15 protein-coding genes are annotated in these 15688 nt (G+C 72.2%); 13 read left to right on the forward strand and 2 right to left on the reverse strand.

The window, feature by feature from the left end:
- The first annotated feature begins 188 nt into the window (after positions 1–188).
- From ACWCYY_RS12160 to ACWCYY_RS12170, 3 genes are all read left to right on the forward strand, one after another.
- The gene (locus tag ACWCYY_RS12160) at positions 189–743 is read left to right on the forward strand and encodes a TetR/AcrR family transcriptional regulator (RefSeq protein WP_380149703.1); all 555 of its coding nucleotides are present in this window, start codon (positions 189–191) and stop codon (positions 741–743) included.
- Positions 744–907: 164 nt separating this feature from the next.
- The gene (locus tag ACWCYY_RS12165) at positions 908–1993 is read left to right on the forward strand and encodes an agmatine deiminase family protein (protein WP_449795941.1); all 1086 of its coding nucleotides are present in this window, start codon (positions 908–910) and stop codon (positions 1991–1993) included.
- 101 nt (positions 1994–2094) lie between these two features.
- Positions 2095–3291 carry an agmatine deiminase family protein gene (locus ACWCYY_RS12170; protein ID WP_380149651.1) on the forward strand — a complete coding sequence of 399 codons (1197 nt, stop codon included), beginning with the start codon at positions 2095–2097 and terminating at the stop codon, positions 3289–3291.
- Between the two features lie 75 nt (positions 3292–3366).
- Here the strand turns inward: ACWCYY_RS12170 and ACWCYY_RS12175 are convergent, their stop codons facing one another.
- Positions 3367–3960, reverse strand: coding sequence for a TetR/AcrR family transcriptional regulator (locus ACWCYY_RS12175; RefSeq protein WP_380149652.1), 594 nt, complete (start codon positions 3958–3960; stop codon positions 3367–3369).
- Positions 3961–4158: 198 nt separating this feature from the next.
- On the opposite strand from ACWCYY_RS12175, the gene ACWCYY_RS12180 reads away from it, so the two are divergent.
- From ACWCYY_RS12180 to ACWCYY_RS12225, 10 genes are all read left to right on the forward strand, one after another.
- Positions 4159–5325, forward strand: coding sequence for an agmatine deiminase family protein (locus tag ACWCYY_RS12180; RefSeq protein WP_345281654.1), 1167 nt, complete (start codon positions 4159–4161; stop codon positions 5323–5325).
- Positions 5326–5371: 46 nt separating this feature from the next.
- A complete protein-coding gene (locus ACWCYY_RS12185; RefSeq protein ID WP_345281656.1) occupies positions 5372–6379 on the forward strand; it encodes an agmatine deiminase family protein in 1008 nt (335 codons plus the stop codon).
- The gene (locus ACWCYY_RS12190) at positions 6376–8019 is read left to right on the forward strand and encodes an ABC transporter substrate-binding protein (protein ID WP_345281658.1); all 1644 of its coding nucleotides are present in this window, start codon (positions 6376–6378) and stop codon (positions 8017–8019) included. The genes ACWCYY_RS12185 and ACWCYY_RS12190 overlap by 4 nt, the downstream gene beginning before the upstream one ends.
- Positions 8016–8975, forward strand: a complete 960-nt coding sequence (locus tag ACWCYY_RS12195; protein WP_345281660.1) for an ABC transporter permease — start codon at positions 8016–8018, stop codon at positions 8973–8975. Before ACWCYY_RS12190 ends, ACWCYY_RS12195 begins: the two co-directional genes overlap by 4 nt.
- Entirely contained in the window at positions 8972–9826 is an 855-nt protein-coding gene (locus ACWCYY_RS12200) for an ABC transporter permease (protein ID WP_345281662.1), read from the forward strand. Before ACWCYY_RS12195 ends, ACWCYY_RS12200 begins: the two co-directional genes overlap by 4 nt.
- Positions 9823–10836, forward strand: a complete 1014-nt coding sequence (locus ACWCYY_RS12205; RefSeq protein ID WP_449795942.1) for an ABC transporter ATP-binding protein — start codon at positions 9823–9825, stop codon at positions 10834–10836. The genes ACWCYY_RS12200 and ACWCYY_RS12205 overlap by 4 nt, the downstream gene beginning before the upstream one ends.
- Positions 10829–11659, forward strand: a complete 831-nt coding sequence (locus tag ACWCYY_RS12210; protein ID WP_449795943.1) for an ABC transporter ATP-binding protein — start codon at positions 10829–10831, stop codon at positions 11657–11659. Before ACWCYY_RS12205 ends, ACWCYY_RS12210 begins: the two co-directional genes overlap by 8 nt.
- A gap of 126 nt (positions 11660–11785) precedes the next feature.
- Positions 11786–12646 carry a hypothetical protein gene (locus tag ACWCYY_RS12215; RefSeq protein WP_345281668.1) on the forward strand — a complete coding sequence of 287 codons (861 nt, stop codon included), beginning with the start codon at positions 11786–11788 and terminating at the stop codon, positions 12644–12646.
- 427 nt (positions 12647–13073) lie between these two features.
- On the forward strand, positions 13074–14084 hold the full coding sequence (locus ACWCYY_RS12220; RefSeq protein ID WP_449795944.1) for an agmatine deiminase family protein: 1011 nt from the start codon (positions 13074–13076) through the stop codon (positions 14082–14084).
- Positions 14081–14965, forward strand: a complete 885-nt coding sequence (locus ACWCYY_RS12225) for a DUF4436 family protein (RefSeq protein WP_449795945.1) — start codon at positions 14081–14083, stop codon at positions 14963–14965. Before ACWCYY_RS12220 ends, ACWCYY_RS12225 begins: the two co-directional genes overlap by 4 nt.
- Positions 14966–14997: 32 nt before the next feature.
- Here ACWCYY_RS12225 and ACWCYY_RS12230 read toward each other — a convergent pair whose 3' ends face one another.
- Entirely contained in the window at positions 14998–15630 is a 633-nt protein-coding gene (locus tag ACWCYY_RS12230; protein ID WP_345281674.1) for a TetR/AcrR family transcriptional regulator, read from the reverse strand.
- Positions 15631–15688: the final 58 nt, after the last annotated feature.

Genomic DNA, 15688 nt, shown 5'->3' on the forward strand with positions numbered 1-15688 from the left:
CAGGTGTGCAAGGGGGAGGTCTCGGACGGCTCGGACTATACCCTGACCGGAATATCAGTCAGTATGGGTGTGCCGGACGGTCCGCCGAGGAGGGGCGGCGGCGGGCGCCCGGAAAGGGGCGGGCGCGGCGGTGCGCGGAAACGGTGCGGGTAGGGTGATCGCTTGTGGCAGACCGTAGAACCTCGATCATGGAAGCGGCCGCGCGGGTGATCGCCCGGCGCGGTGTCCGCGGGCTGCGGGTGGAGGAGCTCGCCGCCGAGGCGAGCGTGTCCACCGCGCTCATCTACTACCACTTCAAGGACCGGGCGGGGATCCTCCGCGCGACGCTGGAGTTCATCAACGACCGGGCCGGCCGGTACACCACCGAACGGCTGGCGGACGAGCCCCCGCTGACGCCCCGTGGGGAGCTGGAGCAGACCCTGCTGCTGGAGCTCCAGGACACGCCGGAGGTGCGGGAGAACAGCACGGCCTGGGGCGAGCTGCGCGCCAGCGCGGTCTTCGACCCGGACCTGCGCGAGGACCTCGCCCGGGCCACCCTGGGCTGGGTCCAGGAGGTGGCCGAGCTGGTCGGCCGGGTGCGGCCGATGAACGGTGCCGCGGCACTGGCGGCCTCCGCCGAGCGGCTGACCGCGATGGTGGAGGGCCTCAGCGTGCGCTGGCTGAGCGGCAGCCTGCCGCTGGAGCACGCGCGGGAGCTGATGACCGGCGCGATCGACAGCGAGCTGGAGCGGCTGCACCACTGAACCGGACGTAGTCGGAGCGAAGGGCCCCGGGGTGGCTTGCGAGCCGACCCGGGGCCTTCTGCTTGGGGGCTTTCTTGACTGAAAATTCAGTCAGTGCGAGAGTGAAGACGCGGAGCCGGGCCGACAGGTCGGCGGTACCGTGCAATTCTCGAGATGGAGATCCCATGAGTGACAGCCGATCCTTCATCAGCCGCCTCTTCGGGGCGGCCCCCGAGCTGCAGGCCCACCGGCCCGCCGGAGAGCCGCCGCAGTGGTGGGTGGACCGGGACGACGTGCCGCACGCCCGCACCTGGATGTCGTGGCCCTCCCGCCGCTCCGTCTGGGGGCGTCAGCTGTCCGGTGTCCAGCAGGACATCGCGCTGATCGCCCGGACGGTGGCCCGCTTCGAGCCGGTGGAGATGTGCGCGCCGGACGAGTACAGCGTCCAGGAGGCGCGCGCCCTCTGCGGGCCCGCCGTCACCGTCACCGCCGAGATCCCGACCGACGACCTGTGGATGCGGGACACCGCGCCGGTCTTCCGCCGCGACGGGCACGGGCGGCTCGACGCCGTCGGCCTCAACTTCAACGGCTGGGGGAACAAGCAGACCCACCGGGACGACGCCGAGGTGGCCCGCGGGATCGCCGAGCACCTCCGACTCCCGTTCTCCTACGCCGAGTTCGTGGGCGAGGGCGGCTCGGTGGAGACCGACGGTGACGGCACCGTGATGGCCACCGAGAGCAGCCTGGTGAACAAGAACCGCAACCGGGGCTGGAGCCGGGACGAGGTCGAGGAGGCCGTGCTCGACGTCTACGGCGCGGACAAGATGATCTGGGTGCCCGGCATCAAGGGCCGCGACATCACCGACGACCACATCGACGTCACCTCCCGGTTCGTCGCGCCCGGGGTCGTCATGGTCCAGCTGCCGCCGGCCGACCGCAACGACGTCTGGGCGCGGGACGCCCGTGAGCAGTTCGACATCCTGTCCCGGGCCACCGATGCCCGCGGCCGCCGGCTGCGGGTGATCCGGATCGACGGGCCGGACGAAGTCCGCTCCCGGGACTCGAAGTTCGTCGACTCCTACCTGAACTTCCACGTCGTCAACGGGGGCGTCATCACCGCCCAGTTCGGCGACCGCGCCAAGGACGAGGCCGCCCGGCGGACCATCGCCGAGTGCTTCCCCGGGCGCGAGGTGGTCCAGCTGGACGTGGACCGCCTGATGGCCGGAGGCGGCGGCATCCACTGCTCGACCATGCAGGAACCCCTGCCGTAGCCGAATCCGCACCCGAAGCCCGGCGCGAGCGGCCTTCCGCCGCGGCCACCGTCCGCGAGCCGCCGTGCCGTACCACCCCACAGCAGAGCCGGAGTGATTCCGTGTCAGACCGCACCACGCCCTTCTCGCCCACCCGCCGCACGGTGCTGCGCGCCGCCGCCGGAGCGGGGCTGCTCACGCTGGGCGCCACCGCCTGCGGCGTGCTCGACGAGGAGGGGCCCGAGCCGCCGGCCTCCACCGAGCGGCCGCCGTCCCAGCCGACCCCGCCGGTGAGGAAGGAGGGCCGCCGGTTCGGGGCCGAGTGGGAGAGCCACGCCCGCACCTTCATGTCCTGGCCCGCCTCGACCGGCATCTGGGACGACCAACTCCCGGGCGTGCGTGCGGACATCGCGCGGCTGGCCCGGGCCGTGGCCGGCTTCGAGCACGTGGTGATGTTCGCCCGGCCGGGCCAGCTGGACGCGGCGCAGAACGCCTGCGGCAACGAGGTCGAGGTGGTGCCGCTCGCGGTGGACGACCTCTGGGCGCGGGACACCGTACCGGTCTTCGTCGAGGAGGGTGGCCACGTCAAGGGCGTGGACTTCAACTTCAACGGCTGGGGCAACAAGCAGAAGGAGCACGGCAACGACTCCGCGCTGGCCGCCGCCGTGCTCGGCAAGTACGGCATCGAGCGGATCCGCACGCCGCTGGTCGGCGAGGGCGGCTCCTTCGAGAGCGACGGCCAGGGCACCCTGATGGTCACCGAGAGCTCGGTCGTCAACGACAACCGGAACAAGGGCAAGAGCCGGGACCAGGTCGAGGCCGAGCTCAAGGAGGCGCTGGGTGTCACCAAGGTGATCTGGTTCGCCGGGGTGCGCGGCCAGGACATCACCGACGCGCACGTGGACTGCCTGGTGCGGTTCGCCGCGCCGGGCGTGGTGCTGCTCGACCAGCCCTTCCCCGGTGCGCCCGCTGACGTCTGGTCCCGTTCGGCGGCCCAGGCCCGCGAGGTGCTCAGGGACGCCACCGACGCGCTCGGCCGCCCGCTCAAGGTGATCGACCTTCCGCAGCCCGACCCGGACCGGATCACCGGCCGCGGCGACGCCTTCGTCTCCTCGTACATCAACTTCTACATCGCCAACAAGGCCGTCTTCCTGCCGAAGTTCGGCGACGCCAAGGCGGACGACCGGGCGCAGCAGATCGTCCGGGACCACTTCCCGGGCCGGGAGGTGGTGCCGGTGGTGATCGACAACATCGCCTCCGGCGGCGGTGGCATCCACTGCTCCACGCACGACCAGCCCGGCACCCCCGACGCCGGATAGCCGCCAGCCACCAGCCACCAGCCCCTTCGGTCCGTACGGTCCGGAGGGGCTGCGGCGTGCCCTGGAGCGCCCTGCTCAGGCAGTGAACTCCTGGCCGTAGGGCGGGAGTTCGGCTTCGATGGCCTCGGCGAGCAGCATCCGGGCGTGCTCCAGCGGGATCGAGCCGCTGAGCCAGCGCACGCTCAGCCCCTCCAGCAGGGCGGTCAGCCGCTCGGCGGAGGAGGCGTGCGCGGGGGCGGTGCCGGCCGGGTCGGCGCGGCCCAACAGGTAGGCGATCTCGTGCACCCAGGTGTGGGTGGCGCGGGCCAGGTCCTCGCGCAGGTCCTGGTCGAAGACCGCACTGGCCCTCAACTCGCCCCAGGCGGTGCTGTTCTCGCGCACCTCGACGGTGTCCTGGAGCTCCAGCAGCAGGACCTGGGCCAGCTCGGCCCTCGGGTCCCCGGCGAGCTCCGGGTCCTGCTCGGTGGTGTACCGGTCGGCGCGCTCGCCGATGAACTCCAGCGTCTCGCGCAGGATCCCCGCCCGGTCGGTGAAGTGGTAGTAGATGAGCGCGGCGGAGACGCCGGCCTCGGTCGCGAGCTCCGCGACCCGCAGTCCGCGCACGCCGCGGCGGCTGATGACCCGCGTGGCGGCCCTGAGTATCTCTGTTCGACGGTCTGACACGGGCATTCACTCTACCTGCACAGAAGCAATCCTGACGAGATTTTCAGCGAAGAAATCCCGTGGTGAGGGGCCTGTGCGGGTACGGAGGCGGTCCGAGAGGGCCGCGTTCCCCGATCAGGTGCGCTTCATGCCTTGACTGAATTTTCAGTCCAGAGCAGGATGTGTGTCACCCCACACACCTCCCGAACCCTCAAGGGAGTCTTCATGAACACCCCTGTCACCTCCCGGCGGAGCCTGCTCAAGTTCGGCGCGGCCGCCGCGCCGCTGGCCGCCCTCGGCCTCGCCCTCCCTGGTGCCGGAGCGGCCCGGGCCGCCACCGCCCCCAACGGTGCGACCCTGCGGATGCCGGCCGAGGACGGCCGTCACGTGCGGACCTTCATGTCCTGGCCGGCCCTGCGCTCGGTCTGGTCCTACGACCTCGCGGTGGTCCGGCGGGACATCGCCAACGTCGCGTACGAGATATCCCGCTACGAGCCGGTCGTGGTGCTGGCCCGGCCCGAGCAGGCCGCGGACGCCCGCTACTACTGCGGCTCGGGCGCCTACCACCGGATCGACGTCGAGGAGATCCGCAACGACGACCTCTGGATCCGCGACTTCGGTCCCACCTTCGTGGTCGCCCCCGGCGCCGTGGCCGGCGTGGACACCAACTTCAACGGCTGGGGCAAGACCGGCACCTCGTACTACCAGCAGTTCCAGAACGACGCGGTGGCGGCCGAGGAGCTGCTCTACCGCTACAACGTGCCGCGGATCAAGGCCGGTTTCGTCGGCGAGGGCGGCTCGCTGGAGACCGACGGCGAGGGCACCCTGCTGGTCACCGAGAGCTCGCTGGTCAACCCGAACCGCAACCCGGGGATGAGCCGGGCCCAGGTGGAGCAGGAGCTCAAGTCCTCGCTCGGCCAGGACAAGGTGATCTGGGTGCCGGGCCTCGCCGGGCAGGACATCACCGACTGCCACATCGACTGCCTGGCCCGCTTCACCGCGCCCGGCAAGGTGATCCTGGACCAGCCGGGGCCGGACACCGACCCCAAGTGGGTGCGGGTCTACGAGGAGACCAAGCGGATCCTCCAGAGCGCCACCGACGCCCGCGGCCGCCGCCTGCAGATCACCGAACTCCCGGGCCCGGACAAGAAGTTGATCCGTGGTGGTGGCAAGGAGTTCCTCTCCAGCTACACCAACTACTACACCGTCAACGGCGCGGTGATCGCCCCGCAGTTCGGCGACCGCTACGCGGACGGCCTCGCGTACACGATCCTCCAGGCCGCCTACCCGGACCGCCGGGTGGTGCAGCTGAACATCGACGGCATCGCCTCGGGCGGCGGCGGCATCCACTGCGCCACCCAGTCCCAGCCCGCCGTCCCGCCGGCGTACTGAGCCCGGCCGCTCCACCCCCTGAACCACCCCCTAGAGAAGAGTTGTCATGACGTTCCGCATGCCCGCCGAGTGGACCGAGCACGAGGGCTGCCTGATGGCCTGGCCCACCCGCGAGGACCTCTGGGGCGCCACCTTCGAGGACGCCAAGCGCGAGTACGCGCAGGTGGCCCGGGCGATCTCCGAGTTCGAGCCGGTGACCATGGTCGCCGCCCCGGGCCAGGGCGAGGAGGCCCGCGCGCTCTGCGGCGAGGGCATCGAGGTGACCGAACTGCCCATCGACGACGCGTGGTTCCGCGACTCCGCGCCGATCTTCGTGCTCGACCAGGACGGCGCCCGGGCCGGGGTGGACTTCCGGTTCAACGCCTGGGGCGGCAAGCACAGCCCCTGGGACTCCGACGACCGGATCTCCGGCCTGCTGCTGGAGCGCCTCGGCGTCGAGCGGATCGACTCCCGGATGATCCTGGAGGGCGGCGCCGTCACCGTGGACGGCGAGGGCACCCTGATCACCACCGAGCAGTGCCTGCTCCACCCGAACCGCAACCCGGGCATGAGCAAGGAGGAGATCGAGGCCGAGCTGATCGCCAAGCTCGGCGTCACCAAGGTGATCTGGCTGCCCTACGGCGGTCTGCTGGACACCGAGACCGACGGCCACGTGGACGGCGTCTGCGCCTTCACCGGCCCCGGCCAGGTGCTGATCCAGCTCCCGAGCGACCCGAACCACCCCGACTACCAGCGGATGCGCGACAACCGCGCCGTGTTGGAGGCGGCCGTGGACGCCCGGGGCCGCACACTGGAGATCATCGACCTCCCGCAGACGGTCTTCACCGAGATCGCCGGCCAGGAGATCGAGGTCTGCTACCTCAACTTCTACGTCGCCAACGGCGGCGTGGTCGTCCCCGTCGCCGACCTCCCCGGCGAGGAGGAGGCGCTCGCGGTGATCGCCGAGTGCTTCCCCGGCCGCAAGGTGGTCGGCGTCCGGGCCCGGGCCATCGCCTTCGGTGGCGGCGGCGTGCACTGCATCACCCAGCAGATCCCGAAGGAGCCCCGCGCATGACTCGCCGTCAGTACCGCTCCGCCGTCGTCAGATCCTCGGCGTTGGCGGCCGCCGCACTGCTCGCCCTGACCGCCTCGGCCTGCTCCGGGCCGCCGAAGACCGGGAACCTCGACGGCGAGGGCTTCAAGCTCTCCGCCGGGACCCCGGCCGGCAAGGACGGGCTGGACTCCTTCAGCTGGGCGGTGTACGCCGAACCGCCCACCCTGGACTACATCTCCGCCTTCGACTACCCGCAGAACACGGTGCTCTCCAACGTCTGCGAGAGCCTGATGCGGTGGAACCCGGACCTCACCCTGGGCCCCGGCCTGGCCGAGAAGGCGAGCAACCCTGACCCCAACACCTGGGTCTACGACCTGCGGCCGAACGTGAAGTTCCACGACGGCGGCACCCTCACCGCCGACGACGTGGTCTACAGCCTCGGCCGCCAGATGAACCCGGACAACGCCGCCGCCTGGGCCCAGCAGTTCCAGCACGTCAGCTCGATCACCAAGACCGGGCCGCTCCAGGTCACCGTCAAGCTGACCCAGCCCGACTCGCAGTTCAACCAGTACATGGCCACCGCCGCCGGGGTGATCGCCTCCAAGGCGGGCGTCGAGGCGGCCGGCAAGGACTACGGCACCACCGGCAGCCTGGCCTGCACCGGCCCCTTCAAGCTCGGCACCTGGACCAAGGGCCAGTCGATCGAGCTGGAGCGCTTCGACGGCTACTGGGGCACCAAGGCCAAGTCCAAGAAGGCGGTCTTCCGCTTCCTCACCGACCCCTCGGCCCGGGTCAACGCGCTGCTCAGCGGCGAGGCCGACGGCGGCTACCTGATCCCCACCGAGGCCTACCAGCGGCTGCGCTCCAGCGGCGCCGGCACGCTGTACTTCGGCGAGGGCCTGAGCACCGTCAACGTCAACGTCACCACCATGAAGGGCGTGCTCGGCGACGTGCGGGTCCGCCAGGCGCTCTCGCTGGCGCTGGACCGCTCGGGCTTCCAGAAGGCCGGGCTCGGCGGGTCCGGGCAGGTCACCGGTTCGCTCACCACCCGGGCCGCCTGGGCCGGAGCCCCCGAGACGGTCCGCAAACAGGCCTTCGAGGGCCTCACCCCGACCGAGCCCGACCTGGCCAAGGCCAAGGCCCTGATCCAGGAGGCCGGCGCCACCGGCAAGAGCATCACCGTGGCCACCAGCCCGATCGGCCTGGACGTCTCGGTGCTCGCCACCGCCGTGCAGGCGGCCGGGGCCAAGATCGGACTGGACGTCAAGCTCAAGACCATCGCGCCGAACGCGTTCACCGCGCTGTTCACCGACCCGCAGGCGCGCGAGGGGATCGACATGTTCCCCGAGACGTACTACGACTCGATCACCGACCCGCTGGACCTGCTGGCCAACTTCAAGACCGGCGCCTACCAGAACTTCGCCTCCTACAGCGACCCGGTCTACGACGGCCTGGTGGACGAGGCCGTGAAGGCCAACGACCCCGCCCTGCGGTACGCGCTCAGCGCCAAGCTCCAGAAGACCGCCTCCGAGCAGCTGCTCTGGATCCCGGTCGCCGAGTGGCCGACCGCCGTCTTCCTCAACAAGCGGATCAGCGGCGCCCCGACCACCATCTCCTACCTCTACCAGCCGTGGGCGGCCGCGGTGGGAGCTGCACCGTGAGCTTCCTGAGATTCGCCGCCCGACGGCTGGCCGAGATGGCCGCCACCCTGGCGGCCGCCTCCTTCGTGATCTTCGGGGCGATGTACCTCGCGCCGGGCAGCCCTGCCAGCTTCCTGCTGGCGGGCCGCTCGGCCTCCCCCGAGGCCATCGCGGCGGTCAACGCCCAGTACCACCTGGACGACCCGTTCTTCGTGCAGTACCTGCGCTGGGCCGGGCAGATCCTGCACGGCGACTTCGGACGCTCCGTCACCTACCGCACGGACGTCTCCCGGCTGCTCGCCGACCGGCTGCCGGCCACCCTGCTGCTGGTCGCCATGGCCCTGGTCCTGGTGCTGGTGATCGGGCTGCTGCTCGGCTGGCTCGGCGCCGTCAAGGGCGGCGCGGTGGACTCCACCGTGCTGGTCACCACCACCGTGGCCCTCGGCACCCCGTCCTTCGTCGCCGCCGTGCTGCTCCAGGGCGTCTTCGCGGTCGGCCTCGGCTGGTTCCCCACCGGCGGCACGGGGGAGGGCTTCGGCGACATGGTCTGGCACCTCACCCTGCCCGCCGTCGCGCTCGCGCTCTACCTGATCGGCATGCTGGCCCGGGTCACCCGGGCCGCGATGGCCGAGGTGATGGGCCACGAGCACGTCACGGTGGCGCGCAGCCGCGGGGTGACGGAGCACCAGGTGATCCGCCGTCACGTCTTCCGCAACGCGCTGGGCACCGTGCTCACCACCGGCGGCCTGATCGTCTCCACCCTGCTGGTCTGCACCGTCCTGGTGGAGACCGCGTTCAGCGTCGGCGGCATCGGCCAGCTGCTCGAACTCTCCACCACCACCAAGGACTTCCCCACCGTGCAGGCCATCTCACTGATCATGGTCGGGCTGTTCATGGGGGTGAACCTGCTGGTCGACCTGGTCCACCCGCTGGTCGACCCCCGGGTCACCCTCGGCTCCGGGAGGAGCGCCGGATGACCGCCACCCTGATCCGCCGACCGGGCCTGGCCCGGATCCGCACCGACCGCAGCCTGCTCCAGCTGCTCTGCCTGGGCTTCGTCGCCCTGGTGGTGCTGGCCGCGCTGCTCGCCCCCTGGCTGGCCCCGGAGGACCCCAACGCGGTCGACCTCGGCAACGCGCTGGCCGGCCCCTCCGCCGAGCACCTGCTCGGCGTGGACGCCTCCGGCCGGGACACCCTCTCCCGGCTGCTGCTAGGCGCCCGCACCTCGCTGCTCGGCCCGCTCGGCGTGGTGGCCTTCTCCACCCTGGCCGGCGTCGCCATCGGCGTCACCGCCGCCTGGCGCGGCGGCTGGCTGGACTCGGTGCTCTCCCGCAGCACCGAACTGGTCTTCGCCTTCCCGGGCATGCTGCTCGCCATCCTGATCGTCTCGGTCTACGGCGAGGGCCTGCTCGCCCCGGTGATCGCCCTGGCCATCGCCTACCTGCCCTACGTCAGCCGGCTCACCCGCTCACTGGTGCTGGCCGAGCGCTCCCGCCCCTACGTCGAGGCCTACCAGGTGCAGGGCCACTCCGGCCTGCAGATCTGCCTGCGGCACGTCATCCCCGGCATCGCGCCGGTGGTGCTCGCCCAGTCCACCGTCAACTTCGGCTACGCCCTGATCGACCTGGCCGGCCTCTCCTTCCTCGGGCTCGGCGTCCCCGCCCTCACCCCCGACTGGGGCCGGATGGTCTTCGACGGACAGTCCGCCATCCAGAACGGTTACCCGCTCTCCGCCGTCCTGCCCTGCGTCGCGATCGTGCTGACCGTCGTCGCCTTCAACGTCGTCGGCGAGCGCTGGGCCGACCAGGTCGCCAGGAGGGACCGATGACCACCCTCGACAAGCAGCCGCTCCCGGAGACGCAGCCCACCCTGGAGGTCCGGGGCTACCGGCTGCGCCTGCCCGGCACCGCCCGGCCCGTGCTCGCCGGGGTCGACCTCACCGTCGGCGCCGCCGAGACCGTCGCCCTGGTGGGGGAGTCCGGCTCCGGCAAGAGCCTCACCTCCCGCAGCGCCCTCGGCCTGCTGCCGCCCGGCGCCGTCACCGAGGGCGCCCTGCGGGTGGCCGGGGACGACGTGCTCACCATGACGCCCGCCCAGCTGCGCAGGCTGCGCACCCACACCGCCGCGATGGTCTTCCAGGACCCGAGGGCCGCCGTCAACCCGATGCGCCGCCTCGGCGACTTCCTCACCGAGAGCCTCCGGCTCAACGACGGCCGCTCCGCCCAGGAAGCGGAGCAGCGCGCGGTGGAGATGCTGGAGGCCGTGGGCCTGCCCGCCTCGGTGCTCGGCCGCTACCCCGGCCAGGTCTCCGGCGGCATGCTCCAGCGGGTGATGATCGCCGCCGCCCTGATGGGCGACCCGGCGCTGATCCTGGCCGACGAGCCGACCACCGCGCTGGACGTCAGCTCGCAGGCGGAGGTGGTGGCGCTGCTCGACGACCTCCAGCAGCGCTTCGGTACCGGCCTGCTGTTCGTCACCCACGACCTGGGCCTGGCCGCCGCGATCAGCGACCGGGTGTACGTGATGTACGCCGGGCGGATCGTGGAGACCGGCCAGGCCGAGGCGCTGTTCGAGCGCCCGCGCCACCCGTACTCGGCGGCGCTGCTCGCGGCCACCCCGCGGCTGGACGCGCCGGGCGGCCGGCTGGCCGCGATCGAGGGGCGGCCGCCCAGCCTGCGCGAGGAGCTGACGGGGTGTCCGTTCGCCCCGCGCTGCCCGATCGCCACCTTCGAGTGCACCCAGCAGGAGCCCGCCCTGCTGCCCGTCGCGGGCGAGCCGGGGCGCCTGGCGGCCTGCCACCACAGCGACCGAACCGGTGAGGTCCTCGCCCATGGCTGATCACGCGACCGATCACGCGACGCCCGCCGCACCCGTCCTGGAGGTGCTCGGCCTGCACCGCTCCTACGGCGAGGTGCAGGCGGTGGACAACGTCTCCTTCACGCTCGCCGAGGGCGGCTCGCTGGGCATCGTCGGCGAGTCCGGCTCGGGCAAGACCACCAGCGCCCGGATCGTGGTCGGCCTCGAACGGGCCGACTCCGGACGGGTGTTGGTCAACGGCCGGGACCGGATGGCGGCCGGGGCCAGGGGCAAGGCGGGCCGGCTGGCCCGGGCGCGCGAGGTGCAGATGGTCTTCCAGGACCCGTACCTCTCGCTGGACCCGCGCTGCACCGTCGGCAGCGCGCTGACCGAGACGCTGAAGCTGCACTTCCCCGAGGCCGACCACCGCAGCCGGATCGAGGAACTGCTGGAGCAGGTCGGCCTCGGCGCCCGGGAGGCCTCCGCGCTGCCCCGCCAGCTCTCCGGCGGACAGCGCCAACGCGTGGCCATCGCCCGGGCGTTGGCGGTGGAGCCGGCGGTGCTGGTGCTGGACGAGGCGGTGGCCGCGCTCGACGTCTCGGTGCAGGCGCAGATCCTCAACCTGCTGGCGGAGATCCGCGAGCGGACCGGGATCGGCTACCTGTTCATCACCCACGACCTGGGCGTCGTGCGCTGCGTCACCGAGGACGTGATCGTGATGCGGCAGGGCCGGATCGTCGAGCAGGGCCGTACCGCTGAGGTGCTGGCCAGGCCGCAACACCCCTATACCCAGCTCTTGTTGGACTCGGTCCCGCGTCCGGGCTGGGACCCGAAGGCGATCGCGGCGGCGCGGCGCGCGCTGTAGGGCCGGCTGCCGGGCGGTGCGCGGCCCCGGCGGTGTCGGAAGGAACGCCCGACGCCGCCGGGGCTGCGGTGCCGTGCGGCGGGTACCCGGAGTACGTGCCGGCCCGGCCACGGGTAGCCTGCACCCATGACCGCCGACCGTTCCGTTCCGGCCCCCTTCGACGCCGTCCTGGTGGAGGCGTTCGCCATCCTGCTCGGCGACTCGGGTGGTGAGGAGCCCGGTGCGCGCTACGGGGTCTTCCACGCCGACGACTCGCTGGACGAGTACCTGTTCCCGAACGGGTGGTGCGGCGCGGAGCAGCTCGCCGATCCCGAACCCCGCGAATTCCCGTACGGGGCCGACGAGTACGTACTCGGGGCGGCCGGCCGGAGGTTCCTCCCGGCGGAGAGCCTGTTCCGCTTCGACCCGATGCTGCTGGACGGCACCGGCCCCTGGGGCGAGGACGGCCACAAGGGGCCGCGGCCGTTCGACGCCGACTTCGCCGCCGCGGTCCGGGCCGCGGGCGTGGAGTCGGAGGAGAGCGGCGAAGTGCTGATCCGCGGCGCCGACTTGGCCGCTCTGCTGGCCCGGCACGGCGTCGACCTGGCCTCTGCCACCGCCCTCAACAACTGGCTCGGCGTGGTGCTGCGGATCGCCACCGACGGAACGCTGACGGACGCGATGCGCGCGGCCACCTTCACCACCGGCACCCCCGCCGACTGGACCCCCCTCCCGGGCGAGGACCGCGAACCGACCGCCGCCGAACCGTGGCAGGACGCCCTGGCCACCGTCCCCGAGCCCACCCTCCGCCGCCGGCTGCGCCACCTCAGCCTCCCTCCGCAGGACGCCCGCTCCCGAGGCGCCCGCTACCGCGCCGCCGACGCCTGGCCGGCGACCACCGACGCCGCGGCAGCCGGGGGCCATCGCCTCGTCGCGGCCTGGGAGTTCGGCGAGAGCCAGGCCGGCACGGCCGTCGTCCGGCTGGCTGATCCGGAGGCGGCGGCGTAGCGCGGTGGGGAGGAGCTGATCGAGGACCTCTGCTGTCACTCCCTCCGCCCCCGCGAGCACGTGGCGCGCGATCCTCATCTGGTCGTGGGGGATCACGCCGGCCGTCTGCCGGCCGGCCTGTGAGCCGAGCTTCTTGCGGTGGTCGGCCGGGCGAATCGCCCGTTCGGCCGGGTACGGGATCACGGGGATCGGGGGCCGGCGCGCCTAGGGTCGGGAGTCTGACGTTCTGTGGGTTTTCGTGGAGCAAGGGGAACCGACCGTGAGAGAGCCAGCCCTGTCGCGCCGGACGCTGCTGAGGTCGGGGTCGGTTCTGGCCGCCGTGGCGTTGTTGGACGGATGTTCGTCGTCGGGGGCTGACGAGGGGTCATCTCCTTCGGCTCCGGTTTCGGCCTCGCCGTCCCCGTCGCCCTCGCCGTCCCCGACGCCCGTGCCGCTCGCGATGCCGTCGGAGGCCAAGCCGCACACCAGGACCTTCATGGCCTGGCCCGCCCTGGACCAGGTCTGGGGCGATGACCTGCCCGCCGTCCGGCAGGACATCGCCCGCGTCGCGCAGGCCGTCGCCCGGTTCGAGCCCGTGGTCCTGATGGCCCGTCCGGAGCAGAGCGCCGAGGCCAGGCAGCTGTGCGGGTCCAGCGTGGAGGTGATCGACCTCGCGGTGGACGACCTGTGGGCCCGCGACACCGGCCCGACCTTCGTCACCGGCGGGGGAGCGCTGGCCGGGGTCGACCTCAACTTCAACGGCTGGGGCAACAAGCAGACCCACGCCAACGACTCGCAGGTGGCCCGGAGGGTGCTGGAGCGCTACTCCCTCCGCCGGATCGAGGCGCCGATCACCGGGGAGGGCGGCGGCATCGAGGTGGACGGCGAGGGCACGCTGATGGCCACCGAGAGCTCGTGGGTCAACCCCAACCGCAATCCGGGCAAGAGCCGGGACCAGATCGAGGCCGCGTTCAAGGAGCTCTTCGGGGTCCGCAAGGTGCTCTGGTTCGCCGGCGTGGCCGGGCAGGACATCACCGACTGCCACATCGACGCCCTCGCCCGCTTCGCCGAGCCCGGCGTGGTGGTGCTGCACCGCCCCGGGCCGGACGCCGAGCCGGACATCTGGTCCCGCGCCTCCGACCAGGCGCTCCAGGTGCTCAAGGAGGCCACCGACGCCAACGGCCGCAAGCTGCGGATCGTCGAGCTGGTCGAGCCCGACCTGAGCCGCCTCCCGGACCGCGGCAAGGACTTCCTCGCCACCTACCTCAACTACTACGTCGTCAACGGCGGCGTCATCATGCCGAGTTTCGGCGACAAGGCCTCCGACGACCGGGCCGCCGGGATCCTCGGCGAGCTCCACCCGGGGCGCCAGGTGGTGCCCGTCGAGATCAACGCGATCGCGGCGGGCGGCGGCGGCATCCACTGCTCGACCCAGCAGCAGCCGGAGCCCGTTCGGTGAGCCCGCTGAGCGCGGTGCGACGGGCCCGTCCGGCGCGCTGGCAGTTCGGCCTGCTGGCCCTGATCGTGGTGCTGTTGGCGGCCGGCATCACGCTCTACCTGGACGAGCGGAACAGCCGTCAGGAACCGCGCCGCCTGGGGGTCGAAGTCGTCGGCGACGGCGTGGAGTTGGACATGACGGTGCAGGAGGTGGACCCGAACGCGCAGGAGGTCACCCTCTACACCGTCCTGGTCCCGCACGGCGCCCTGGCCACCGGCCCGGAGTCACTGACCTTCACCCGCCCGGTCGAGGTCACCGTCAGCGCGCAGACCGCCACCAAGCTGAAGGTGGAGGCGGGGCAGGCGGCCCAGCCGCAGGCGATCACCCTCGGCCTGTACGGCGGGACGCCCAGCGACTACCCCTTCGACCGGTACAAGCTGTCGGCGAGCTGGGCGGCCTCCTCGGGTGGCCAACCGGTGCCGCTGGAGGTGCTGTTCACCGATGCCGACCCGTTCTTCCTGACCAAGGCGAAGGACGTTTCGGAGGCTCCGTCCGAGGCGGTGCTGGAGGCGAAGATCACCCGCTCCCGGAGCACCTTCATCCTGGCCTGGTTCATGATCGCCACGATGTGGGCGCTGGCGCTCTCGGTGCTGGGCGGCGCCCAGGTGCTGATCCGCAAGCGCAGTCCGCTGGTCTGGCCCGCGCTCGGCTGGATGGCCGCCACCCTGTTCGCGCTGATCGGGCTGCGCAACGCCGCCACCGGCTCGCCGCCGATCGGCTGCCTGATGGACTACGTCGCGCTGTTCTGGGCGGAGGGCATCATCGCGGCGAGTCTGGTGTGCGCGGTGGCGAGCGGGCTGCGGGCGGAGCACCGGGCGGCAGCGGCCGAGGCGGGAGGCTGACGTAGGGTCAGCAGGTCCCGCCGGGCGCGGCCTCAGCCGGTGCCCGCCGTGACGCCGGCCGCCAGGCCTAGGAAGAGCGCGCGCAGGGCCCGGCGCGGGTCGTAGGCCGGCTCCAGGGACTGGTAGGCGGCGAGCCCGTCGGTCCCGGCCGCGGCGGCCTCGCCCAGCGGCCGGGGGTCCACCACGCCGCCGTGCTCGTCCGCCAGCACCCCGTACAGCGTGGTGAAGCAGGCCCGCCAGCGTCCGTACTCCGCCGCCAGCGCATCGCGCACCCGCTCGTCGTTCACGGCGAACCAGTGCAGGGCGGAGTGCAGCCGGGAGAGGTCCCCGGCCTCGGGCTGGCCGAGCAGCGCGATGACCCGTTCCAGCCGCTCCGCAAAGGGGCCGGGGGCCGCGACGGCCTCCTCGAGCGGGGTGACCCACTCCGGGCGGATCGCTTCGACCACGGCCACGATCAGGTCCGTGCGGGTCTGGAAGTGGTAGTGGCACATCCCGTGCGTGACCCCGGCGCGGGCCGCCACGTTCCGTGTGGTGAAGGGGACTTCGCCGTCTCCGGCCAGGAGCTCGCGGGCGGCGGTGAGCAGCCTGGCCCTGGTCTGCTCGCCCTTGGTCGAGGCACGGGGCTTGCGGACGGTCGTCGGCGTCTGGTCTTCGAGCTGGGCCATCCGCGCACTCTACCGAGCCGGGTGAGGCCGAGGTGACGTCAACCTGCACGAAGTGCTG

The sequence above is a fragment of the Kitasatospora sp. NPDC001664 genome (genome assembly GCF_053596675.1).